Origin of the sequence: Rugamonas violacea, from assembly GCF_016461825.1 — a bacterium.
GTDB lineage: Bacteria > Pseudomonadota > Gammaproteobacteria > Burkholderiales > Burkholderiaceae_D > Rugamonas.
Genome location: NZ_JAEMNU010000095.1, coordinates 405 through 22,323, shown reverse-complemented (window position 1 = coordinate 22,323; position 21,919 = coordinate 405). Strand labels below are relative to the sequence as shown.

The window sequence follows — 21,919 nt, the reverse complement described above, 5'->3', positions numbered from 1 at the left end:
AAACCACTGCATTTTCGCCGTCGTTCCCGCGCCGGCGGGAACCCATGCCACGCCTGGGAGGATGGCCGGCATGGATTCCCGCCTGCGCGGGAACGACGTTGACTACTGTTCTACGGTTGCGCTTAGATCCGCATCGGCATGACGACGTACTTGAAGTCGGTGTTGTCCGGGATCGAGATCAGCGCCGACGAGTTCGAGTCGCCCAGGGCGATGTTGATCTGCTCGCACTTCAGGTTGTTGAGCACGTCGAGCAGGTAGGTGACGTTGAAGCCGATGTCGACGCTGTCGCCGCCGTAGTCGATCTCCAGTTCCTCGACCGCCTCTTCCTGGTCGGCGTTGGTCGAGCTGATCTTCATGCTGCCCGGGGTCATGATGCAGCGCACGCCCTTGAACTTGTCGCTGGTCATGATGGCGGCGCGTTGCAGCGAACGCAGCAGCTCGTCGCGGCCGATGGTGAACTCGTTCTTGTAACCCTTGGGGATGACCCGGGTGTAGTCGGGGAACTTGCCCTCGACCAGCTTGGAGATCAGTTCGATGTCGGCGAAGGTCAGCTTGACCTGGTTGGCCGCGATGTCGAGCTGGACCGGCTCGTCGTTCTCTTCGAGCAGGCGCTGCAGCTCGATGATGGTCTTGCGCGGAATGATCACTTCCTGGCGCTCGAAGGTTTGCTCGGTCTCGACCTGGCAGAAGGCCAGGCGGTGGCCGTCGGTCGCCACGGCGATGACGTTCTTGCCGTCCAACACCAGCAGCAGGCCGTTCAGGTAGTAGCGGATGTCCTGCTGGGCCATGGAGAAGTGGACCATGTTGAACAGGTGCTTGAGGGTCTTCTGCGGCAGGGTGACGCTGGCGTTGTAGCTCTCGGCCTGTTGCACGGTCGGGAACTCTTCGGCGGCCAGGGTCTGCAGCGCGAAGCGCGACTTGCCGGTTTGCACGGTCAGACGCTTGTTGAGCAGGGTCATCGTCACGTCGCCGGACTCGGGCAGGGCGCGCAGGATGTCGAGCAGCTTGCGCGCGGCCACGGTGGTGCCGGTCACTTCATGGCCGGAGCCGATCTCGGCGTGGGTGGTGATCTGCACTTCCGTGTCGGTCGACAGGAAGGAGACGTTTTCGCCTTCTTTGCGGATGAGGATATTGGCCAGAATCGGCATGGTGTGCCGACGCTCGACAATACCGCTCACGATCTGCAGTGGCCGGAGAAGGGTATCTCGGGTGGTTTTGACCAATTGCATAGTTATCCTCAATGGTAAGTTTTAAAGATGCTTATCTAACAATATTGCTATTATTCAGTTTGGCTGGAGGCACAAATGTTTGCCTGAATCATAATGGCAAACCGGCGCACAGGCCAGCACTTGCGTTGTTGTCCGCGCGCCGCCGCCGCCCGCTTGAACCCAAGACCAAAAACTGGGGTCGGACCCGCGGGGTCCGACCCCGGCCGTGCGCCCTTGGGGTTGGCTGGCGTCGCCGGCGCGCGCCGTCGCTTAGCCTTTCAGCGTCTGCTCCAGCACGTGCAACTCGTGGTTGCACTCGGGGTTCTTGGTGCGGTCGAGGGCGATCTTGCGCACCGCGTGCAGCACGGTGGTGTGGTCGCGGCCGCCGAACAGCTCGCCGATCTCCGGCAGACTCTTCTGCGTCAATTCCTTGGCCAGGTACATGGCGATCTGGCGCGGCCGCGCGATGTTGGCGGGGCGGCGCTTCGAGTACATGTCGGCGACCTTGATGTTGAAGAAGTCGGCCACCGTCTTCTGGATGTTTTCCACCGAGATCTGGCGGTTCTGCACCGACAGCAAATCCTTCAGCGCCTCTTTGACGATGTCGATCGTGATGTCCTTGCCGTGGAAGCGCGAGTAGGCCAGGATCTTGCGCAGCGCGCCTTCGAGCTCGCGCACGTTCGAGCGCAGGTGCTTGGCGACGAAGAAGGCGACGTCGTCGGAGAAGGTGACGCCCTCCTGCTTGGCTTTCTTCAACAGGATCGCCACGCGCATTTCCAGCTCGGGCGGTTCGATCGCCACGGTCAGGCCGGAGTCGAAGCGCGAGATCAGGCGGTCGTCCATGCCGGTGATCTCTTTCGGATAGGTGTCGCTGGTGATGATGATCTGTTTCTTCGCCGCGATCAGCGCCTCGAAGGCGTAGAAGAATTCTTCCTGGGTGCGGCTCTTGCCGCCGAAGAATTGAATATCATCGATCAGCAGCATGTCGAGCGAGTGATAGTAGTGCTTGAAGTCGTCGAAGCCCTTGCGCTGGTAGGCCGTCACCACGTCGCGCACGTATTGCTCGGCGTGGATGTAGCGGATCTTGGCGCCCGGCTGGTCGGCCATCACCTGGTTGCCGATGGCATGGATCAAGTGGGTCTTGCCCAGGCCGACGCCGCCGTAGAAGAACAGCGGGTTGTACGACACGCCCGGATTGTTGGCCACCTGGATGGCGGCGGCGCGCGCCAATTGGTTGGCCTTGCCGGTGACGAAGCTGTCGAAGGTCAGGTCGGTGTTGATGCGGCTTTGCTCGCGGCGCGGCGCGGCGCTGGCCGGCAGCTCGGGCACGCTGGGCACCGGATCGGCCATGCGGGCGTTGCCGGATGGGACGCCACCGTTGTTGTCCGGCACGGGTGCCACGTTGGCGACCTTTTTCGGCGCCGACAGGCGCGGGTCGAGCACGAACTGGACTTCGGTCGGCGCTTCCCAGTACTGGCAGGCCAGCGCCGTGATGCGGCTGGCGAACTGGGTCTTGACCCAATCGAGCTTGAAGCGATTGGGAGCGGCCAGACGCAACTTGCCCTCCTCGTAATCGAGGGGGATGAGCGGTTTAATCCACGCACTGAATTGTTGCGGCGTCAGCTCCAGTTCCAACTGCGCGGAACAGGTCTGCCAGAAATTTTCCATGAATCGTCTACTGTGAAAAGGTGTGGGAGGGCGTATCGATACTGCCCGGGCGAGCAGTCCAGAACTGGATCGCAGCGCGAGGGCTCGCCACACGTAACGCGCTATTCTACTCTCGCCGGAGAAAGTTATCCACAGGCACGACGCTTATTTTCTTACTTTTCCGGCCCTCCAAAGCGCGAAGAGGGCCAGTCTGGTGTTGACAAGCGGGACCGAAATGCTGATAATTCAGGGTTCCCCGCCCGTATTCCGTGTTTATTCACTTATATGGAGTAAGCGTGGATATCAGCGGGCGATGAGATGGACCCAGCTTGTGCCGTAACGTTGGCATAAGTGCGCGAAATGTCATTGGCACCAAAAACTGACGGGACGTCAGACCCGATTTTGCATTTTTTTTGCTTTTTAGCGAGACCAACATGAAACGTACTTACCAACCTTCCGTTGTACGCCGCAAGCGTACGCACGGCTTCCGCGCTCGTATGGCTACCCGTGGTGGCCGTGATGTGCTCAACGCACGTCGCGCAAAAGGCCGCAAGCGTCTGGCCGTATAAGCCAGACCTTGTTAGCTGATCGCGTGGACAGCTGTATTTCTAGCGGCTCGACAGGCGAAGGTTCTCACGACTTCGCGCGCGTTCGGCGCATCATTAAAACGGATGAATTTTCATCCGTTTTTCGTTTGCGCCCCACGCAGAAAACTGCGCACTTCGTGCTCTATACCCGTCTGAACCAACTGCCGCATGCGCGGCTGGGCGTCGTGGTGGCGAAGCGATTCGCGCCGCGCGCGGCCACCCGCAACACGATCAAGCGCGTCACCCGCGAGCTGTTCCGCCAGACCGGCCTGCCGGCCATCGATTGCGTGGTGCGGCTGGCCAAGCCGGTCAACAGCAAGGCCGGCCCGGCCACCACCGCCAAGCTGAAGACGGCTTTGCGGCTGGAATTGACGCGCCTGTTCGCCACGCAGGCGGCGCAGGAGCGCCACGCCAGGAGCGCCGCCGCGGCGAGCCCGGCCGCCGCGCCCGCCGCCGCGCCGGACGCCGGTTCGACGGCGCCATGAAAACCCTGCTAAGCTTGCTGCTTCGCGCCTACCAGCTGACCATCAGTCCGCTGATGGGACCGCGCTGCCGCTTTCACCCCAGCTGTTCGAACTATGCGCTCGAGGCGCTGCGGGTGCACGGCGCCGCCAAGGGCAGTGCCCTGGCGGTGCGGCGGGTGTGTCGCTGCCATCCCTGGAACGAGGGCGGCTTCGACCCCGTGCCCGCCAAGGACGGCGCGCACGACAGCACCGATTCTTCAACGACCGCTTGCGGTTGCAACCACTCCTGATCAATACCCTAATGGATATCAATAAACGTACCATCCTTTGGATCGTGTTTGCCGTGTCGCTGGTAGTTCTCTGGAACAACTGGATGGTATCGAATGGCAAACCGTCCATGTTCGCGCCGACCCCGCCGGCCGTCACGGCCAAGGCCGCCGACGCGAAAAAATCCGATCTGCCGGCCGCCGCCGGCGCCGTGGCCGCCACCGCCTCGGCCGTGCCGGGCGCGCCCGAAGCCGCCGCCCCGTTCAAGAGCGAGCGCGTGACCATCACCACCGATGTGATCCGCGCCGACATCGACACCCTGGGCGGCCAGATCGTGCGCCTGGAGCTGCTCAAGTTCAAGGACGGTATCGATACCAGCAAGAATCAAGTGCTGTTCGAAGCCAGCGCCAAGAAAACCTACCTGGCCCAGACCGGCCTGGTCGGCGCGCCCGGCCTGCCGAACCACAACACCGGTTTCGTCGCCAAGCCCGGCGCGCGCATGCTCAACGACGGCAGCCAGATCCAACTGGTGCTGGAGGCCGAGCAGGGCGGCGTCAAGCTGACCAAGACCTTCACCTTCAAGCGCGGCGACTACGTCATCGACGTGCAGCACGACGTCAGCAACGTCGGCGCGGCGCCGGTCAAGCCCGAGCTGTACATGCAGCTGGTACACGACGGCAACAAGCCCGAGGGCGATTCCTACTTCAACAGCAGCTACACCGGCCCGACCCTGTACACCGAGGCCGACAAGTACCACAAGCTGAAGTTCGAAACGGTCGAAAAAGAAGCGGCGGAGTCGGTCAAGACCGGCAAGCCGGTGGTGATGGACCACCCGACCAAGGCCGACAACGGCTGGGTCGCCATCTCGCAGCATTTCTTCGTCTCGGCCCTGGTGCCGCAGGACAAGCTGGCGCGCGACATCTTCACCAAGAAGGTCGACACCAACCTGTACGCCATCGGCACCGTGCAGCCGCTGGGCACCCTGGCGCCCGGCGCCAGCGTGAGCAACCACGCCAAGCTGTATTCGGGTCCGCAGGAATCGAAGCTGCTGGAAAAAGTCACGCCGGGCCTGGACCTGGTCAAGGACTACGGTTTCCTGACCATCATCGCCAAGCCGATCTTCTGGGTCATGGAGCAGTTGCACGCCGTGTTGGGCAACTGGGGCTGGACCATCATCGTCTTCACCATCCTGATCAAGCTGGCCTTCTTCCCGCTGTCGGCCGCCGGCTACCGCAGCATGGCCAAGGTCAAACTGGTCACGCCGAAGATGCAGGCGATCCGCGAGCGGCATAAAGGCGACCCGGCCAAGATGAACCAGGCCACCATGGAGCTGTACAAGACCGAGAAGATCAACCCGCTGGGCGGCTGCCTGCCGATCCTGGTGCAGATGCCGGTCTTCATCGCCCTGTACTGGGTGCTGCAAGCGTCGGTGGAGATTCGCGGCGCGCCGTGGATCGGCTGGATCACCAACCTGGCCGCGCCGGATCCTTGGTTCATCCTGCCGGTGCTGTACGCGATTTCGATGTACATCACCACCAAGCTGAACCCGGCCCCGGCCGATCCGATGCAGGCCAAGATGATGTTGTTCATGCCGCTGGCCTTCTCGGTGATGTTCTTCTTCTTCCCGTCCGGCCTGGTGCTGTACTGGGTGGTGAACAACGTGTTGTCGATCGGTCAGCAGTATGTGATCTCGAAGAAATACGCGGCGCCGGCCGCAGCGTAATTCAGCACAGCCCGCCTGTTGTGAAAAAGCCCGTGCCCCGCACGGGCTTTTTTGTATCCGCCCCCGTCTCGATAATTTACAATCATTCCATGAACCTAGATTCCTCCCCCATCGCCGCCATCGCCACCGCACCGGGGCGCGGCGGCATCGGCGTCGTGCGCGCCTCCGGCAAGAATTTGCAAGCCCTGATGAGCGCCTTGTTCGGCGCCACCGTACTGCAGCCGCGCCATGCCACCTACATTCCGTTCCGCCAGGCCGACGGCAGCTTGATCGACCAGGGCATCGCCATCCACTTCAAGGGACCGCAGTCCTACACCGGCGAGGACGTGCTGGAGCTGCAGGGCCACGGCGGCCCCATCGTGCTGCAACTGTTGCTGGCGCGTGTGCTGGAGGCGGGCGCCGAGAGCGGCCTGCGCCTGGCCGAGCCGGGCGAGTTCACCCGCCGCGCCTATCTGAACGACAAGCTCGACCTGGCCCAGGCCGAGGCGGTGGCCGACCTGATCGACGCTTCCACCGAGGCGGCCGCCAAGTCGGCCTCGCAGTCGTTGTCCGGCGCGTTTTCGAAGACCGTCAACACCCTGGTCGACGGCGTGACCAATCTGCGCATGCTGGTCGAGGCCACGCTCGACTTCCCCGAGGAGGAGATCGACTTCCTGGAAAAATCCGACGCGCGCGGCCAGTTGGCCGGCATCGTCGCTTCGTTGGAGCACGTGTTCAAGCAGGCGGCCCAGGGCGCGCTGCTGCGCGAGGGCCTCAACGTGGTGCTGGTCGGCCAGCCCAACGTCGGCAAGTCCTCGCTGTTGAACGCGCTGGCCGGCGCCGACGTGGCCATCGTCACGCCGATCGCCGGCACCACCCGCGACAAGGTCAGCGAGACCATCCAGATCGAGGGCATTCCGCTCAACATCATCGACACGGCCGGCATCCGCACCATCGACGACGCCGTCGACGTGGTCGAGCGCATCGGCATCGAGCGCACCTGGGGCGAGGTGGCCAAGGCCGACGTGATCCTGCACCTGCTCGACGCCGACCACGGCCCCTCGCGCGCCGACGACCACATCGTCGCCGCCTTCCCGGCCGGCGTGCCGGTGCTGCGCGTGTGGAACAAGATCGACCTGTCCGGCCACAAGGCGGCGGTCGACCCGATGGAGGACGCCACCCACATCTACCTGTCGGCGCACGAGCACATCGGCATCGACCTGCTGCGCGCCGAGCTGCTGCGCATCGCCGGCTGGCAGCAGACCGGCGAGTCGCTGTACCTGGCGCGCGAGCGCCACCTGATCGCGCTGAAGAACGCCGGCGCCCACCTGGCCCGGGCCGGCGAGCACGCCGCGCAAAACGATCAGTCGCTCGACCTGTTCGCCGAGGAGCTGCGGCTGGCCCAGGCGCAGTTGTCGAGCATCACCGGCGCCTTCTCGTCGGACGATCTGCTCGGTGTGATCTTCGGCCGCTTCTGCATCGGTAAGTAGGCGCTCACTAAGGGGCGCCGCCGCTGCGGCGCTGGCGCCAGTCGCGTGGGGCGCCGGCCCGCCCTAGCGCGGCTGCCGTCGATTGGCCTGGAAACGGGCGAAGATACGGGCCCCGGTGGCGTTGGCGGCGGCGATCTGCTCGGCGCTCAGGCCTTCCTTCATCGCGTTCAGGTTGTCGACGCTGAAGGGGTCGCCGGCCGGAATGATCTCTTCGTAGATGCGGTGGACCGCGTTGCCATAGGCCAGCGCCAGGGCCGGGTCGGCGTCGACCAGCGTGCCGCCGTTGACGTAATTCGAGGTCAGCATCAGCAGGCTGCCCAGGTTGGCTCGCTCGGCCGCCGCCGTCAATTGCTCCAGCGCCTGCTGTTTCCACGCCAGCACCAGCGGATCGTTGGGGCGCGTCTCCAGCGCGCTGGGATCGTCGAAGGGGCCGATTTCGAGGAACAGCGTGTCGGCGCCGTCGACGCCGGCGCGCGCGGCGATGGCCAGATGCTCGAGCCGCGAGGACTTGATGCGCTCCGTCATGCCGCTGCACAGTGCGGCCTCGTCGCGCTTCTCCTCGGCGGTCATTTCGCGCGTTTGCGGGAAGTTGAAAAACGGCAGGGTGCCGAGTTTGTTGAACCAGATGCAGGAGTTGACCAGGTAGGCGGCTTGGAAGGCGTCATCCGGCTTGCCGCTGGCGATCAGCGTATCGATCTGTTCGCTCAGCGTGGCCTTGTGTTCGGACCCGGTGCGGCGCGCGCCACCCAGGGCGCTGAACCAGGCTGGTCGGCTGGCGGCACTGGCGGGCGCATGTTGCTCGTGACCGGCCGCCGGCCGCGCCGGCTTGGCGACATGCCAGGCCACCATGAGCGCCGCGACGGCGCCGATGGCGAGTGTGGCGCGAAGCGCGAGTTTAGCCATGCGTCCCTTGAGTAATGTTTTTAAATAGTCAATACTGATGATCGTAGCACGAGGTGGCTGCGCGCGCTTGCAGCGCCCGGCGAGAGCGCTGGCGACGCGCCGGTTTTTCTCCCGCGACGCTATCGCCGCTAGTCTTTTCATTGAAAAAAATATCCACCCGGCGGACTGCGGAGCGCGCCCTATGAACGTGTATGCTGCTGAGTGTCGCGGCGCTGATGCTTGTGTCGTGGAGGCCGCAAAGGGGCGCGGCGAACCTGCTATTATTTGTGCAGTCGGTTAGCCGACACGGCCGTCGCCAACAGGCGCGGCGAGGCGGTGGCGCAGGCCGCCGCACCACCTGGTGAACCCGCCACGGCGTTGACAAATCTCATGCCTGGCGTATTCCACTGAAGTAACCTTGCTACGAGACTTGATGTACTACCTGATTCGAGGGGGAGATCTTGGAACCGATACAAGAGAGCGTACCGGACGGCGCGGCCGCTACGACACCGCCGGCCTCATCCGCCGTGCGCACGCGCCAAGCCTTGCCGCCCAAGGGGTCGTGCTGGTATTGCGAGCGTCCGCTCGATAGCGTGCGCCGCTTCTGCGGCAAGGAATGCGCCGATGCCTTCGATGAAGAAAAGGAATTCACCCGCTGAGCGGCGCCGCCGCGTCGCCATCGCCGGCCGCCGCCAGCACGGCCAGCGCCGTCTCGAAATCGAACCGCTGCGCCGCCGCGTCCAGCCGGCGCCAGGCGGCCTCGCCCAGATGGGCCGCCAGTTGCGCGGCCGTCCTCTCCAGCAAGTCGATCGCCGCGCCATTGCCGTCGCGCAGTAGTTGCGCCAGTAGCCGGCAGAGTTGCCCGGCCGGCAGCGCCGGCGCCGCGTCCGCCGCGCCCTTGGTCGGCGGCGCGGCGGTCGTTGCGGCGGGCGGCGGCGTCTGCCGCTCGACCTGTCGGATCTGTTCGAACAGCCGGCATAGCGCCGCTTCCAACGCCTTCAACGCCTCCAAGGCCGGCCTTGCCGGCGCGTCCAGCGCGCCGCTGTCGACAGCGCTGGAGTTGCAGCCTGAGCTTGAGTCTGAACCTGCGCTTGGGCTTGTGTCCGAACCGCAGTAGGTGCTGCGCAAGGCCGTATCGAGGGCCGTCGCCAAGGCATGCACTTGGCCGGCACCGATCAAGCCGGCGGCCCCTTTGAGCGTGTGCGCCAGACGTCCGGCGACGTCCGTCTGGCCGGCATCGAGCGCAAGACGAAGGCGTGCCGGCGCGTCGGCGTAGTCGTCGGCGAAGCGGTGCAGTAGTTGCAGATAGAGCGCAGCGGCGCCCATTAGCCGCGCCATCCCGTCGGCCGTGTCGAGCACAGTATCGGCGGCGGTAGTGGCGGCGTCGGCTGTGGCGGCCGTTGGGCGCGCCGGCCTCACTTGGTGTTGAACGACCAGTTGCGCGTCACGGCCAGGCCGTCCACGGTGCCGGTAAAGCTGACGTCGTAGGTGGTGGCCGCGCTGAGCACGCCCAAGGGAATGATGGCGGCGACCGATTGCACGACCTTGCTGTCGGTGGTGCGGCTGAGCAGCTGCGTGGGCAACGGGTTGCCGCCGCGTGGGCGCACGGTGAAGTTCTGCACCAGCACGACGACGTTGGCGTTGGCGTGCACGCTGATCGGATAGCCGACCTCGTTGCGGCCGTCGACCGGATCGGGCTTCTCGTTATCGCTGAAAAAATTCGTCGGCACCCGGCTTTGACTGTCGAAGGGGTACACCGCCAGGTTGCCGCGCCCGAGGCCGACGCTGTAGCCGTTGCTGGCCGCCAGGTCGCTGGTGAAGTAGGTGTAGGCGTTGCCGCCGGCGGCGGTGGCGGCGCCGGCGCCGATCTCGCGGAACAGCGGCTCGAAGATGACGAAGCGGTGGTAGATCGCCGTGATCAGCTCCTCGGCCTGATAGAAGCCGGAGGGTTCGGTGGTGGCGGAGATCACCTCGCCGTAGGCGAAGGGACGCACCAGCGCGTAGCCGGCGGCGGCCAGGCGGTTTTCCGGCGCGGCGCCGGTGAAGCCGGGCGTGCCGACGACCTGGTCGTGGCTGATCGTGTTGTTCAGGCGCAGGTAGTCGGAATGGCCTTGGGCGGCGGTGTCGATCCTGGCGTTGCGGACCAGCACGGACAGGCCCAGTTGATTGCGCCGGTAGTTGATCCAGTTCATGCCGTCGAGCGCGGTGTTGCCGGTGAAGGCGGGGGCGCCCGGCTCCTGCGGCAGCAGGCTGGCGCCGCTGGGTGTGGCCGGCGTGATGGCGACGTTGCCGCCGCCACCGCCACAGGCGCCCAATAGCGCGGCCAGCAACAAGGACGAGAGCGCGGTCGTGCCGTGTGAAACTGCGATGTGCCAACGCCGCCGTAAAATCATAGTGAGCTCCTGTGGGATCGGGCGGTATGCCGTGAGTCAAGATTGGACCGCGAGATGACAGTGTGGCCTTGCGCCGATTCTATGTCAATTTGCGCAAGCGTCGCGTTCTGCTGAGGTCAAATGAACTGCCGCCGCGCGCCGCCGCTGCGGGCGCGCAGGGTAAAATAGCCGCCTTGGCAACGTCGTTTGCCGTTTTTTGATTGCTTTCCAATTTGAAGCTTATCCACCACCCGCGCCTGCAGCGCGCCAAGTTCGCCCTGCCCAGTATCGTCACCCTGCTGTCGATCGCCTGCGGCTTCGGCAGCATGGTCGTCTCGGTCGACAATGCCGTCGTCGGCAACGCCGCCGATTACCGCCTGGCCGCCTTGCTGCTGGTGCTGGCCGGCGTGTTCGACGCGCTCGACGGCTTTGTCGCCCGCGCCACCGGCACCAGCTCGCACTTCGGCCTGCAGCTCGATTCGATCGCCGACGTGATGAACTTCGGCTGCGCGCCGGCCTTGCTGTTGTACTGCTACGGCTTCGTCCAGTTGGGCGCGCACGAGCCGACCTTGCTGCGCCTGGGCGGCATGGCCAGCTTCTTCTTTGTCGCCTGCGGCGCCATGCGCCTGGCGCGCTTCAATGTGAATGTGGGGCGCACCGACCCGCGCTACTTCGTCGGCATTCCGATCACCGCCGGCGCCGCCTGCGTCGCCTCGGTGGTGGTGGCCTGGCCCGATCCGGCCGCCAGCGTGCTGCACGGCGGCTTGCTGGTGCTGTTGTTGTTCGGCGTCGGCAGCCTGATGGTGTCGACGCTGCGCTTCCCCAGCTCGAAGCAGAAGAAGAGCGTGGCGGCCTTGCTGGTGCTAGTGCTGGCGGTCGGTCTGCTGGTTTGGTTGCAAAGCTACTTCTTCGTGCTGTTCTTCGCCCTCTACATCGCCGCCACGGCGGCGCTCAACCTGGCCTGGCATCTGGGCTGGAGCGGCATTGCGCCGCCCGAGGTCTACGACGAGCTGTGAGAGTGGGGCCGGCCGCTCGCGGCCGGCATGGCCTCGTCCAGGCCGGCGCCGGCTCAGGCCACCTCGTGGCCGCGCGCCGCGCGCAGGATGTCGAACCACTGGCTGCGGCTGAGCGTGAAGGCGGTCGCCCGCACGGCGTCGGCGATCGCCTCGATGCGGCCGCTGCCGGTCAGCGGCAGCGGCCGGCAGGGCAGTTGCATGATCCAGGCGAAGACCACGCTGGCGAACGGCAGCCCCAGTTCGTCGGCGATGGCCTGGACCACCGGCCGCAGGCGCGCGCCGGCGGCGTCGCCACCGGCGAACAGGCGGCCGCCGCCCAGCGGCGACCAGATCATCGGCGCCACGCCGGCGTCCTGCAAACCATCGAAGGTTTCATCGAACAGCGGCGCCACCTGCAGCGGCGAGAACTCGACCTGGTTGGTCGCCAGCGGAATGCGGCGGTGCAGGCAGTCGAACTGGTGGCGGCTGAAGTTGGACACGCCGAAGTGGCGCACCTTGCCGTCCTGGCGCAGCCGCGCGAAGGTGGCGGCGATCTGCTCGAAGTCCATCAACGGGTCGGGCCGGTGGATCAGCAGCAGGTCGAGGTGGTCGGTGCCGAGCCGGCGCAGCGATTGTTCGACCGAGGCGGTGATGTGGGCGGCGCTGGTGTCGTAGTGCTGGATGGTGTGCTCGGGGTGGCGCGGCGAGCGCAGCTTGATGCCGCATTTGCTGATGAGTTGCATGCGCCCGCGCAGCGACGGTTGCAAGGCCAGCGCCTCGCCGAACAGCGATTCGACGCCGTAGTCGCCGTAAATGTCGGCGTGGTCGAAGCTGCTCACGCCCAGTTCCAAGCACTGTTCGAGGAAGGTGACGCGCTGCGCCGCACTCATGCCCCATTCGTTCATGCGCCACATGCCGGCGACGATGCGCGACAGCGTCGGGCCGCCGTGGCTGGTGGTCTGGGCCGGACAGGCGGCGGCGGTGGCGGGCAAGGTCATGGCGGGCTTTCTCTGGAGGGGCTGTGGTGGCGCTGAACGGTCGCCGGATGGCGCCGCAGCGTGCCGACGATTATAGCCACGATTCCGCCGCCGCGTCCGTAGTATTGTTACATCGCCGCCCGCGCGGCGCGGTCGCACAGCGGGGGCAGCACACAGCGGGGTCAGTGCCGACATTTGGACACGAACTGAACCATGGCGACCGGGCGGCGGGGTCAGTGCCGACATTTGGACACGAACTGAACCATGGCGACTGGGCTGCCGAGCGATACTGCTGAACTCGTGTCCGAATGTCGGCACTGACCCCGAAGTTTCTGACCCCGAAGGTTGCGAACGTTGTTGTTACATGGCCGCCTGCGCCGCGCCCCCGCCGCTTTCCCCCGACGTAAAAAAACCCGCGAAGTTCGCGGGTTTTTTGTTGTGCCGGGGACGCTTACTTCAGCCAGAGGCGCATCGAGTCCCAGGCGCGGCCGAAGATCGAGGCCTGGGTGATCGGCTCCAGCGCGACCACCGGCAGTTCCAACAGCGGCTTGCCGTCGACCATCATCTTCAGCGAGCCGACGCGGCTGTTCTCGGCCAGCGGCGCGACCAGCGGGTCCTTGCGTTCCAGCAGCGGCTTCATCTTGCCGGCGACACCCTTGGGCACCGTCACCATGACGTCGTTGGCGAAGCCGATCTTGACCGTGCCTTTCGAGCCCTTCCAGATTTCCGGCGTGGCGATGGCCTGGCCCTTGGAGTACAGCTTGACCGTGTCGAAGTTCTGGAAGCCCCAGTTGAGCAGCTTCTGGCTTTCCTGCGTGCGCGCCTGGTCCGAAGAGGTGCCCAGCACCACCGAGATCAGGCGGCGTTCGCCGGCGCCGTTGGGCCGGTGCGCCGAGGCGATCATGCAGTAGCCGGCCGCCTCCGTGTGGCCGGTCTTCATGCCGTCGACGGTCGGGTCCAGCCACAGCAGGCGGTTGCGGTTCGGCTGGGTGATCTTGTTGTAGGTGAAGCTCTTCACCGAGTCGATCTTGTAGAACTCGGGGTAGTCGAGGATGACGCGCTTGGCCAGCACCGACAAGTCCTGCGCCGTCGAATAGTTTTCCGGGCTGGGCAGGCCGTGCGGGTTGGCGAAGCGGGTGTTGGTCAGGCCCATGCGCTGGGCTTCGTGGTTCATCATGACGACGAAGGCGGCCTCGTCGCCGGCGACGGCCTCGGCCAGGGCGACGGCGGCGTCGTTACCCGACTGCACCATCAGGCCGTGCAGCAGGTCGTTGATCTTGACCGGCGTGGCCGGGTCGATGAACATCTTCGAGCTGCTGGCGTCGACCTTCCAGGCCTTGGTCGAGACGTTGACCATCTGGTTGATGTCGAGCTTCTTGTCGCGCAGGGCGGCGAAGGTGACGTAGGCCGTCATGATCTTGGTCAGCGAGGCCGGCTCGATGCGGGCGTTGGGGTCTTGCGAGGCGATGATCTGGCCGCTGGTGGCGTCCAGCAGCAGCCAGGACTTGGCCGCGATGGTCGGGGCGGGCAGGGTCTGCGCCACGGCGGCGGAGAGCATCAACACACTGGTGGCCAGTGCCGCGATAAATTTTTTCATGGGAACTAGTCTGCGTAGTGGTAAAAAAGACGTGCGGCCGGCCGCTGTGGCCGGCCGGAAAAATCAGGCCACATTATAGGGCCTTAGTCGGCCTGTGCGGCGTCCCCTTGCCACAGCTGGCCGATCCAGCTCTTGATGTGCTGCAGCTTGCGGTGGAAGAAGTGGTCGGCGCCGGGGATGACGATCACCGGAATGTCCTGCGGCCGCGCCCAGTCGAACACGTCCTTCAGGGGGATGGTCTCGTCGAGTTCGCCGTGGATCAGGATGCTGTCGGCCGGGATGTCGGCCATCGCCCATTTGCCCGCCGCGCTGCCGACCAGCACCAGGCGCTCGGCCGGCGCGCCGGCGGCGGCCATGCGCTGCGCCAGCTGCGACTGCACGAAGGTGCCGAAGGAGAAGCCCGACAGCGCCACCGGCAGGCCGGGGTACTGCGCCCGCATGTGCGCGAGCAGTAGCGCCATGTCGTCGGTCTCGCCGAGGCCGTGGTCGTGCACGCCGGCCGAGGCGCCGACGCCGCGGAAGTTGATGCGCGCCGCGACGTAGCCGAGGCCGACGAAGGTGCGCGCCAGCGTCTGCGCCACCTTGTTGTCCATCGTGCCGCCGTACAGCGGGTGCGGGTGGGCCACCAGCGCGATGCCGCGCGGCGCCTCCTGGGGATGGTCGAGCAGGCCTTCCATCGGGCCGGCGCCGCCGGCCAGGGTGAATTTTTCGGAGTTCTTGTTCATGTGGTCGAGGCGGTTAAATTTTCAGGCGGTCGACCACGACGCCGTTGACCAGGTGGCTGTCGACGATCTCGTCGATGTCGCTGGTGTCGACGTAGGTGTACCAGGTGCCTTCGGGGTAGACCACCAGCACCGGGCCTTCCTCGCAGCGGTCGAGGCAGCCGGCCTGGTTGATGCGCACCTTGCCGGGGCCGTTGATGTCGAGTTCCTTGCAGCGCTTCTTGGCGTGCTTCTGCGCCACTTCGGCGCCGTGGTCGCCGCAGCTGTTGCGGCCGTCGTCGCGCTTGTTCATGCAGAAGAACACGTGGCGCTGGAAGTAGGGCGTGTCCGCCGGGGTTTTGGGAGTGTCGCTCATGGCAGTCTCGAAAATGGTGTCAGGCGTAATGATACCCGTCTACGGCCGGTTCAGCTTGTGCGAGGGCAGCCACAGGAACCAGACGGCGCAGAAGGGCCAGAGCAGCGAGAGGAACTGGGCGGCGCCGTTGAAGTTGAGGAACTTGCCCTGCACCCAGGTTTGCAGGGTGGCGACGAAGTAGGGGTTGGCCGGCGTGGTGTTGATGACCAGCAGGCCGAGCAGCAGGGTCAACACGGCCAGGCGGCGCTGCGCGACGTGCGGCGCGAAGGCCAGGCCGGCCAGCATGATGGCGCCGATCAGCAGGCCGCCCTGGGCGCCCGGGGTGACCCAGGCAAAGGCGTTCTCCGGCGAGAACAGCAGCGCCGTGGCCAGCGCCTTGACCACGATGGCCGAGGCGATCAGCGCCATCACCAGGGTGGCGCGCGGCGCCGGCCGGCGCAGCAGGCACAGCAGGGTGAGGCCGGCGCCGACCATGCCGCAGGCGGTGATGATGATCTCCGACAGCCAGTACTGCTCGACGCTCAGCACGGCGTCCGGCCGCAGGTAGCTGGTCAGGTCGATCTCGGTGTCGAGCAGCAGCGACAGCCAGTCCGACAGGATGGGCAGCAGCTGGCCCAGGCCGAACAGGAAGTTTTGCGGATAGATCTGCGCCAACGGCCACAGCGCCAGCAGAACCAGGCCCTGGCTGGCGTGCTGGACGAACCAGCGCTGGCGCAGGTGGTACAGGCTGCTGTGGTCGAGCAGCTTGTGCACGCTCAGCGCGCCGACGGCGGCGCCGATGCAGCAGCCGGCGGCGTTGGTGTAGAAGTCCAGGTTGGACGAGACCCGGCTGGGCAGATAGGTTTGCACGCCCTCCATCAGGCCGGACAGCAGCAGGCCGCCGGCGCTGGCCAGGGCGAACGCGGCCCAGCCCTTGACGCGCGGGTACAGCGCGTAGACCAACAGGCTGCCCAGCGGGATGTAGCCGATCACGTTGGTGATGGCGTCGAACTTGGTCCAGTAGCGCGGCATGCTGATGTGTTCGAGGAAGATCAGCGGCGACAGGCCCTGGTTGTGCCAGCCCGAGAACGGGAACCAGCTGGCGTAGACGATCAGCAGCACATATGCCAGCAGCGTGGCGCGCACCACCGGCGACGCGCGGCCGATCGGCGCGGGCGTGTCGGGAGCGGGCGTGTCGGTCATGCGCGGTGGCTCAGCGTTTGGCGGCGGCCGGCAGCGTCGCCAGCCAGGCCAGCAGGTCGGCGCTGAGGGCGTCGCTGGCCTCGGCCAGGGCGCGCGCGCCGCCGCCGGCGTCGGCGCTGGCGGCCGCGCTGCTGCGGGCGAAGGTGCGCTGGTCGAGCAACTGGTGGTTGCGGAAGGCCGAGGCGCGCAGGCGGATGCTGCCCTGGCTTTGGCTGGCGCTGCTGAAGGTTTGGGTGAACTCCTCGACCTCGATGCGCAGCAAGGTGGTGCCGGCGGCGGCGCCGGCGTCGCTCGGCGCCAGCACCTTGACGCCGGCCTGGGCGACGCGCGCCCGCAGGCGCTGGGTCAGCAGCTGGAGCGGCGTGCCGCTCCAGTGGTTGTAGGCGTAGGGCCGGGTTTGCTGGGCGTCGGCGTAAAGCAGACGGTATTGCATGCGCTCGCTGTCGAGCGCGGCCGGACCGCTGACGTCGGCCAGCACCAGCGCGGCCAAGGGCGGCGCGCCGGCGGCCGTGCCCGGCGTGGCGGCGACTTCGGGGAGGGGGCCGAAGTCGTAGCGCGCCGGCGTCGGGCTCTTGCTGGCGCAACCGGCCAGCGCGAGGGCGGCCAGCGCCAGGATGAGCGCCGGGCTGCGGCGCGGGAGCGGGGATGGGGTCACGATAGTCCTCATTTGGTCGGTGCCGAGAAGCCGGCTTCGCCCGGGCCGGGCGGCGTGCCCGGCGCGCCGAACAGGATGCTTTGCGGCCGTTCGTTCAGGTTGTTCATGGTGTTCTTCAGCGCCCGCATCGAGGCGCGCGTGTCCTCGGTCAGCGAGATCACGTGCGGCAGCGCGTCCAGTTCGACGCCGTTGCCGACCGCTTCGAGCGTCAGGCCGACGCGTTCGACGCTGCCGCTGATGCGTTCGAGCGGGCCGTTCGGCGCCTGCAGGCTGCGCGTCAGGCGGTTGGCGTCGGCGGCCAGCGCCGACACCGACTGCAGCGTGCCCTGCGCCTGGTCGGCCAGCGCCGGCAGGCGGGCGATCACCGGCGCCAGTTGCTGCGGCAGGGCGCGGTAGGCGTTGGCGGTGGCGCTGACGTCGGCGAAGGCGCCCAGGATGACTTGTTGGTTGGCCGGGCTGAGCAGCTCGTTCAGGCGCGCGGTGGCCTCCTCGGTCTGCGCCAGGATGCGTTTGCCGCGCTTCTCCAGTTGGTCGAACAGGCCGGGGCGCAGCGGGATGCGGCTCGGGTTGGTGCTGTTGGTGGCCAGTCGCGGCGAGCCGGTGGCCTCGTCGTCGAGCTGGATGAAGGCGATGCCGGTGACGCCCTGGTAGCCCAGCGTGGCGAAGGTGGTGTGGGTGATCGGCGTGTCTGGGTCGATGCTCAGGCTGACCAGGATCTGGCCGGTGACCTTGGGATCGAAGTCGATGTCGGACACCTTGCCGACGTCGAGGCCGCGGTAGCGCACCGCCGCCTGCGGGTTCAGGCCGGGCACCGGCTGGGTGGTGGCCAGCATATAGGGCACGCGTTCGACGCGGTCGCGGTTGAACCACAGGCCGAACAGCACGGCGGCGATCAGCAGGGTGATCGTGAAGAAGCCCGTCATCAGGGCGTGGGATCGGTTTTCCATCAGTGCTCCGGTTGGCTGGCCGGCGGCGCCGCCGTTGCGGGCGCCTCCAGCGCTTCCAGCGCCCGCTTGCCGCGGTCGCCGAGGAAGAATTCTTTGATAAACGGATGGTCGATCTGCAGCAGCTCCTGCGTCGGACCGATCGCGATGACGTGTTTCTCGGCCAGCACGGCGATGCGGGTCGACAGCGCGAACAGGGTGTCGAGATCGTGGGTGACCATCACCACCGTCAGTCCCAGCTCGCGGTGCAGCGAGCGGATCAGCGCGACGAAGCTCTCCGACAGGTCGGGGTCGAGGCCGGCGGTGGGCTCGTCGAGGAACAGCAGCTTGGGTTCCAGCGCCAGGGCGCGCGCCAGGGCGACCCGCTTGATCATGCCGCCGGACAGGTCGGACGGCATCTTGCCGGCATGCTCGGGGCCGAGGCCGACCATGTTCATTTTCAGCAGCACGGCGTCGCGGATCAAGTCCTCGGGCAGCGCGTGCAGCTCGCGCATCGGCTGGGCGATGTTGTCGAACACGGTCAGCGCCGAATACAGCGCGCCCTGCTGGAACAACATGCCCCAGTGGTTGCGCAGCTGCTGCAGGTGCTCGCCGCTGGCTTCGCTGATGTCCTCGCCGAACACCCGCACGCAGCCGCGCGCCGGATGCTCCAGGCCCAGCATCTGGCGCAGCAGCACGGTCTTGCCGGTGCCCGAGCCGCCGACGATGGAGAGGATCTCGCCGCGCTGGATCGCCAGGTTCAGGTCCTGGTGCACCACGGTGCGGCCGAACTTGGTCCACAGGCCGGTGATCTCGACCACCGGTACGCTGCCGTCCAGGGTCAGCTTGCCGCTGTTCTCCGCGCCGCAGGAGGCGACCGCCGCTTCGCTCATCGGAACCCCACGCCGTTGAAGACGATCGCGAACACGGCGTCGGCCAAAATCACCACGGTGATCGCGGTGACCACCGAGGTGGTGGTGCCGCGTCCCAGGCTTTCGGTGTTGGGCTTGATGCGCAGGCCGAAGTGGCAGGACACCAGCGCGATCAGCATGCCGAACACGGCGCCCTTGCCCAGGCCGATCATGTAGTTCGCCAGCGGCACGGCGTCCGGCAGCTTCTGGATGAAGTAGCGGGTCGACAGGTTGAGTTCGATCTTGGCCGAGACCATGCCGCCGATCAGCGCCATGGCGTCGGTCCAGATCACCAGCAGCGGCATGGAGACGGCCAGCGCGAGCACCTTCGGCATGATCAGGCGGAAGCCGTGCGAGATGCCCATCACCAGCATGGCGTCGAGTTCCTCGGTGACCCGCATCACGCCCAGTTGCGCGGTGATCGAGGAGCCGGAGCGGCCGGCCACCAGGATCGCCGCCAGCAGCGGCCCCAGTTCGCGGATGATGCTCATGCCGAGCAGATTGACCAGGTACATATCGCCGCCGAAGTTGCGCAGCTGCTGGGCCGACAGGTAGGACAGCACCACGCCGATCAAAAAGCCGACCAGCGCGGTGATGCCCAGCGCCTGGAAGCCGGCGTGGTAGATGTTGGCGGAGATCTCGCGCCAAGGACCGCGCAGTGGCCGTCGGGCGAAGCGCCACAGGTCCTGCACCACCTGGCCGATCAGGGTGAGCACGTCGCGCAGGTGCTGGAAGAAGGCCAGCATGGCGAAGCCCAGCACCATCACCGAGGTCAGACGCTGCCGGCGCGGCTGCGCCAGTTCCAGCTTGCCGGTGCTCTCCAGGCGGTTGAAGAATTCTTCCTGCGCCGGCGCCAGGCGTAGCGCGGCGGGGCGGGCCTTGCCCCAGGCGTTCCAGAAGACCTGGGCGCCGATGTGGTCCATGCTGTCGATCGCCGTCAGATCCCACTGCACCTTGCCGTTGCTCTTGAAGGGAGCCAGCAGCTTGGCGATGCCGCGCATGGCGCCACCCTGCGCCAGCGCGTGCACCTGCCAGGTGCCGGCGGCGGCGACGGATGGTTCCCCGGCGGCGCCTGGGCTGACAGTGAGGGTAGGCTCTTGGACTAGTGGCATGCCGCCAGTTTAAGGGAGTTTCGCCGCCACGGCTACCGCTATACCGCGCCGCCGCCGGGCATGGTTCTGCATGGCCACCACTGGAGCGCGCCCGGGACGGTCTTCAGGCCGCCAGATGGCGGGCCTGGCGCTGCGGCGCGGCCGTCTCGCCGCGCGCGGCGGGCGGGGGAATGTGGGCGCTCTTGACCTTCGAACCGGACTCGTTGCGGCCGGCGTAGTCGCTGGCCAGCAAGCGCTCGGCGGCCTGCTTGTCCATGCCGGCCACTTGCAGCCAGCGCGACACCAGCACCGCCAGGCGGTCGAGCGCGATGCGATGGGTGGCGTCGGTGTTCGCGTACAGCCAGTCGGAGAAGGCCATGAAGTTCTCGAACGGCATTTCGCCCAGCAGTACCGGCACGGTGTGGGCGAAGCGGCCGGAGTTGGCCACCAGGTCCCAATAGCGGGCAAAGCGCACCAGCCGCTGCATGGTGGGGAAGTCGACGTCCTTGTTGGCCAGGATGGTGTAGGGCGCGTACGATTCGAATACCAGGCCGAAGGCCTCGGTGTGGCGGATGATCGGGGTGCCGCGCAGGCGTTTGAGGATGCCGAACTGGATCTCGTGCGGCTTCAGCGCCACCAACTGGTTGAAGCCTCGGGCGAAGCTCTCCACCGTCTCGCCGGGTAGGCCGGCGATCAGGTCGACGTGCATGTGGGCGTGCGAGTGCTCGGTGAGCCAACGGATGTTGTCGGCCGCCTTCTGGTTGTCCTGGCGCCGGCTGACCAGGGTCTGCACTTCGGGATTGAAGCTTTGGATGCCGATCTCGAACTGCAGTGCGCCGGGCGGGAATTTGCCGATGCCCTCTTTCAGCGCATCCGGCAGGTGGTCGGGCACCAGCTCGAAGTGGGCGTAGACCGGATCGTCCGGGTTGGCCTCCAGTTTGTCGAGGAAGAACTGCATGATCTTTAGGCTGGTCTTGATGTTCAGGTTGAAGGTGCGGTCGACGAACTTGAACAGTCGCGCGCCGCGCGCGTGCAGCGACTCCATCTCCGCCAGGAAGCTCTCCAGCGCGAACGGCCAGGCAGTCTTGTCCAGCGCCGACAGGCAGAACTCGCATTTGAACGGACAGCCGCGCGAGGCCTCGACGTAGAGCGTGCGATTCTTGATGTCGTCGTCGCTATATAGAGAGTAGGGCAGTTTGATCTCGGCCATCGGCGGCTGCACGCCGGCGTGGATCTTCATCAGCGGCTTGGGGCCGTTGAGGATCTCGCCGCACAGCTTGGGGAAGCTGACGTCGCCCCAGCCGGTGATCAGATAGTCGGCCAGCTGGACGATCTGCTGCTCGCCCGGTTCGTGCGACACCTCCGGTCCGCCCAGCACCACCACCACCTGCGGCGCGACGCGCTTGAGCATGGCGACGACCTTGGTGGTCTCCTCCACGTTCCATATATACACGCCGAAACCGACGATGCGGGGCTGGTGCGCCAGGATGCGTTCGACGATCTCGGTGGTCTTCGCGCCGATGACGAACTCTTGCAGCTTGGTCTGTTCTTGCAGCGCCCCCATATTGGCTAACAGATAGCGCAAGCCCAGCGAAGCATGGGTGTAACGGGCGTTGAGGGTGGAGAGCAGGATGGTCATGACAAGCTTTTAGATCGGGGAAACAGCTATTTTACGCTGCCGCGCGGCTTTCTCCCGGATTGCCCTTGCCAGCCCGGGAGGGCTTTGTTATAGTTCGCCTCCCCGCAAAACGGAGCACGCAAATGATCGCGGCGCAGAGTGAAACGGGGAAAAAGAGGGGGTTGACGAAATGGCCGAAACGCTGCATACTCTTCCTTCTTCGCAACTGACAAACAAAACGCTTTGTCAAGGGTTCAAAGCCCGGTTGCAGGCA

Annotated in this window: 23 protein-coding genes; 7 read left to right on the top strand and 16 right to left on the bottom strand. The window is 66.1% G+C overall.

Annotated features, from left to right (window positions below; all coding sequences use genetic code 11):
- Positions 1-122 precede the first annotated feature (122 nt).
- Positions 123-1,229 (bottom strand): DNA polymerase III subunit beta, encoded by a 1,107-nt coding sequence (dnaN, locus tag H7U20_RS18520; RefSeq protein ID WP_199760623.1) that lies wholly within the window; start codon positions 1,227-1,229, stop codon positions 123-125.
- Between the two features lie 249 nt (positions 1,230-1,478).
- Positions 1,479-2,876: a chromosomal replication initiator protein DnaA gene (gene dnaA / locus H7U20_RS18515; RefSeq protein ID WP_199760622.1), complete on the bottom strand. Its 1,398-nt coding sequence runs from the start codon at positions 2,874-2,876 to the stop codon at positions 1,479-1,481.
- 413 nt (positions 2,877-3,289) lie between these two features.
- Between dnaA and rpmH the strand changes: the two genes are divergently transcribed.
- The 5 genes from rpmH (at position 3,290) to mnmE (ending at position 7,365) form a co-directional block, all read left to right on the top strand.
- Positions 3,290-3,424: a 50S ribosomal protein L34 gene (gene rpmH / locus H7U20_RS18510; protein WP_010401996.1), complete on the top strand. Its 135-nt coding sequence runs from the start codon at positions 3,290-3,292 to the stop codon at positions 3,422-3,424.
- Between the two features lie 23 nt (positions 3,425-3,447).
- Positions 3,448-3,927, top strand: a complete 480-nt coding sequence (gene rnpA, locus H7U20_RS18505; RefSeq protein ID WP_370593183.1) for a ribonuclease P protein component — start codon at positions 3,448-3,450, stop codon at positions 3,925-3,927.
- On the top strand, positions 3,924-4,196 hold the full coding sequence (gene yidD / locus H7U20_RS18500) for a membrane protein insertion efficiency factor YidD (RefSeq protein ID WP_199760621.1): 273 nt from the start codon (positions 3,924-3,926) through the stop codon (positions 4,194-4,196). The genes rnpA and yidD overlap by 4 nt, the downstream gene beginning before the upstream one ends.
- 11 nt (positions 4,197-4,207) lie before the next feature.
- Positions 4,208-5,896: a membrane protein insertase YidC gene (yidC, locus tag H7U20_RS18495; RefSeq protein WP_199760620.1), complete on the top strand. Its 1,689-nt coding sequence runs from the start codon at positions 4,208-4,210 to the stop codon at positions 5,894-5,896.
- A gap of 89 nt (positions 5,897-5,985) precedes the next feature.
- Positions 5,986-7,365: a tRNA uridine-5-carboxymethylaminomethyl(34) synthesis GTPase MnmE gene (gene mnmE / locus H7U20_RS18490; RefSeq protein WP_199760619.1), complete on the top strand. Its 1,380-nt coding sequence runs from the start codon at positions 5,986-5,988 to the stop codon at positions 7,363-7,365.
- Between the two features lie 63 nt (positions 7,366-7,428).
- Here mnmE and H7U20_RS18485 read toward each other — a convergent pair whose 3' ends face one another.
- Positions 7,429-8,268: a hypothetical protein gene (locus H7U20_RS18485; RefSeq protein WP_199760618.1), complete on the bottom strand. Its 840-nt coding sequence runs from the start codon at positions 8,266-8,268 to the stop codon at positions 7,429-7,431.
- 440 nt (positions 8,269-8,708) lie between these two features.
- Between H7U20_RS18485 and H7U20_RS18480 the strand changes: the two genes are divergently transcribed.
- On the top strand, positions 8,709-8,906 hold the full coding sequence (locus H7U20_RS18480; RefSeq protein ID WP_199760617.1) for a hypothetical protein: 198 nt from the start codon (positions 8,709-8,711) through the stop codon (positions 8,904-8,906).
- Here H7U20_RS18480 and H7U20_RS18475 read toward each other — a convergent pair.
- Together H7U20_RS18475 and H7U20_RS18470 are read right to left on the bottom strand one after the other, a co-directional pair.
- Positions 8,896-9,606 carry an Hpt domain-containing protein gene (locus H7U20_RS18475; RefSeq protein ID WP_370593181.1) on the bottom strand — a complete coding sequence of 237 codons (711 nt, stop codon included), beginning with the start codon at positions 9,604-9,606 and terminating at the stop codon, positions 8,896-8,898. The two genes, H7U20_RS18480 and H7U20_RS18475, sit on opposite strands and share 11 nt — an antisense overlap.
- 56 nt (positions 9,607-9,662) lie before the next feature.
- Entirely contained in the window at positions 9,663-10,640 is a 978-nt protein-coding gene (locus H7U20_RS18470; protein WP_199760616.1) for a CAP domain-containing protein, read from the bottom strand.
- A 212-nt stretch (positions 10,641-10,852) separates the two neighbouring features.
- Here H7U20_RS18470 and pssA point away from each other — a divergent pair, with 212 nt between their 5' ends.
- On the top strand, positions 10,853-11,635 hold the full coding sequence (gene pssA / locus H7U20_RS18465) for a CDP-diacylglycerol--serine O-phosphatidyltransferase (protein WP_233410881.1): 783 nt from the start codon (positions 10,853-10,855) through the stop codon (positions 11,633-11,635).
- Positions 11,636-11,688: 53 nt separating this feature from the next.
- Here pssA and H7U20_RS18460 read toward each other — a convergent pair whose 3' ends face one another.
- From H7U20_RS18460 to H7U20_RS30375, 11 genes are all read right to left on the bottom strand, one after another.
- Positions 11,689-12,612, bottom strand: a complete 924-nt coding sequence (locus tag H7U20_RS18460; protein WP_233410880.1) for an aldo/keto reductase — start codon at positions 12,610-12,612, stop codon at positions 11,689-11,691.
- 430 nt (positions 12,613-13,042) lie between these two features.
- On the bottom strand, positions 13,043-14,188 hold the full coding sequence (locus tag H7U20_RS18455; protein ID WP_199760615.1) for a D-alanyl-D-alanine carboxypeptidase family protein: 1,146 nt from the start codon (positions 14,186-14,188) through the stop codon (positions 13,043-13,045).
- An 83-nt stretch (positions 14,189-14,271) separates the two neighbouring features.
- Positions 14,272-14,913, bottom strand: a complete 642-nt coding sequence (locus H7U20_RS18450; protein ID WP_199760614.1) for an alpha/beta hydrolase — start codon at positions 14,911-14,913, stop codon at positions 14,272-14,274.
- A gap of 13 nt (positions 14,914-14,926) precedes the next feature.
- Positions 14,927-15,265, bottom strand: coding sequence for a (2Fe-2S) ferredoxin domain-containing protein (locus tag H7U20_RS18445; protein WP_199760613.1), 339 nt, complete (start codon positions 15,263-15,265; stop codon positions 14,927-14,929).
- A 39-nt stretch (positions 15,266-15,304) separates the two neighbouring features.
- Positions 15,305-16,447 (bottom strand): VanZ family protein, encoded by a 1,143-nt coding sequence (locus H7U20_RS18440; protein ID WP_199760612.1) that lies wholly within the window; start codon positions 16,445-16,447, stop codon positions 15,305-15,307.
- A 10-nt stretch (positions 16,448-16,457) separates the two neighbouring features.
- Entirely contained in the window at positions 16,458-17,102 is a 645-nt protein-coding gene (locus H7U20_RS18435; protein ID WP_370593180.1) for an ABC-type transport auxiliary lipoprotein family protein, read from the bottom strand.
- Between the two features lie 8 nt (positions 17,103-17,110).
- Positions 17,111-18,049, bottom strand: coding sequence for an MlaD family protein (locus H7U20_RS18430; RefSeq protein ID WP_199760610.1), 939 nt, complete (start codon positions 18,047-18,049; stop codon positions 17,111-17,113).
- Positions 18,049-18,918, bottom strand: a complete 870-nt coding sequence (locus H7U20_RS18425; protein WP_199760609.1) for an ABC transporter ATP-binding protein — start codon at positions 18,916-18,918, stop codon at positions 18,049-18,051. Before H7U20_RS18425 ends, H7U20_RS18430 begins: the two co-directional genes overlap by 1 nt.
- Positions 18,915-20,048: an MlaE family ABC transporter permease gene (locus tag H7U20_RS18420; RefSeq protein WP_199760608.1), complete on the bottom strand. Its 1,134-nt coding sequence runs from the start codon at positions 20,046-20,048 to the stop codon at positions 18,915-18,917. The genes H7U20_RS18425 and H7U20_RS18420 overlap by 4 nt, the downstream gene beginning before the upstream one ends.
- Positions 20,049-20,151: 103 nt before the next feature.
- Positions 20,152-21,666, bottom strand: a complete 1,515-nt coding sequence (locus H7U20_RS18415; RefSeq protein ID WP_199760607.1) for a B12-binding domain-containing radical SAM protein — start codon at positions 21,664-21,666, stop codon at positions 20,152-20,154.
- A 31-nt stretch (positions 21,667-21,697) separates the two neighbouring features.
- Positions 21,698-21,919 (bottom strand): hypothetical protein (locus tag H7U20_RS30375; RefSeq protein ID WP_233410879.1); only part of this gene is annotated, 222 nt, incomplete at its 5' end.

Bases quoted from the DNA above. Each gene is read 5' to 3' on its own strand.
- mnmE (WP_199760619.1), top strand. From the start codon at position 5,986: ATGAACCTAGATTCCTCCCCCATCGCCGCCATCGCCACCGCACCGGGG.
- H7U20_RS18455 (WP_199760615.1), bottom strand. From the start codon at position 14,188: ATGAAAAAATTTATCGCGGCACTGGCCACCAGTGTGTTGATGCTCTCC.
- dnaN (WP_199760623.1), bottom strand. From the start codon at position 1,229: ATGCAATTGGTCAAAACCACCCGAGATACCCTTCTCCGGCCACTGCAG.
- yidC (WP_199760620.1), top strand. From the start codon at position 4,208: ATGGATATCAATAAACGTACCATCCTTTGGATCGTGTTTGCCGTGTCG.
- H7U20_RS18415 (WP_199760607.1), bottom strand. From the start codon at position 21,666: ATGACCATCCTGCTCTCCACCCTCAACGCCCGTTACACCCATGCTTCG.
- dnaA (WP_199760622.1), bottom strand. From the start codon at position 2,876: ATGGAAAATTTCTGGCAGACCTGTTCCGCGCAGTTGGAACTGGAGCTG.
- H7U20_RS18485 (WP_199760618.1), bottom strand. From the start codon at position 8,268: ATGGCTAAACTCGCGCTTCGCGCCACACTCGCCATCGGCGCCGTCGCG.
- H7U20_RS18450 (WP_199760614.1), bottom strand. From the start codon at position 14,913: ATGAACAAGAACTCCGAAAAATTCACCCTGGCCGGCGGCGCCGGCCCG.
- H7U20_RS18445 (WP_199760613.1), bottom strand. From the start codon at position 15,265: ATGAGCGACACTCCCAAAACCCCGGCGGACACGCCCTACTTCCAGCGC.
- H7U20_RS18425 (WP_199760609.1), bottom strand. From the start codon at position 18,918: ATGAGCGAAGCGGCGGTCGCCTCCTGCGGCGCGGAGAACAGCGGCAAG.
- H7U20_RS18440 (WP_199760612.1), bottom strand. From the start codon at position 16,447: ATGACCGACACGCCCGCTCCCGACACGCCCGCGCCGATCGGCCGCGCG.
- H7U20_RS18430 (WP_199760610.1), bottom strand. From the start codon at position 18,049: ATGGAAAACCGATCCCACGCCCTGATGACGGGCTTCTTCACGATCACC.
- yidD (WP_199760621.1), top strand. From the start codon at position 3,924: ATGAAAACCCTGCTAAGCTTGCTGCTTCGCGCCTACCAGCTGACCATC.
- H7U20_RS18470 (WP_199760616.1), bottom strand. From the start codon at position 10,640: ATGATTTTACGGCGGCGTTGGCACATCGCAGTTTCACACGGCACGACC.
- H7U20_RS18460 (WP_233410880.1), bottom strand. From the start codon at position 12,612: ATGACCTTGCCCGCCACCGCCGCCGCCTGTCCGGCCCAGACCACCAGC.
- H7U20_RS18420 (WP_199760608.1), bottom strand. From the start codon at position 20,048: ATGCCACTAGTCCAAGAGCCTACCCTCACTGTCAGCCCAGGCGCCGCC.
- rpmH (WP_010401996.1), top strand. From the start codon at position 3,290: ATGAAACGTACTTACCAACCTTCCGTTGTACGCCGCAAGCGTACGCAC.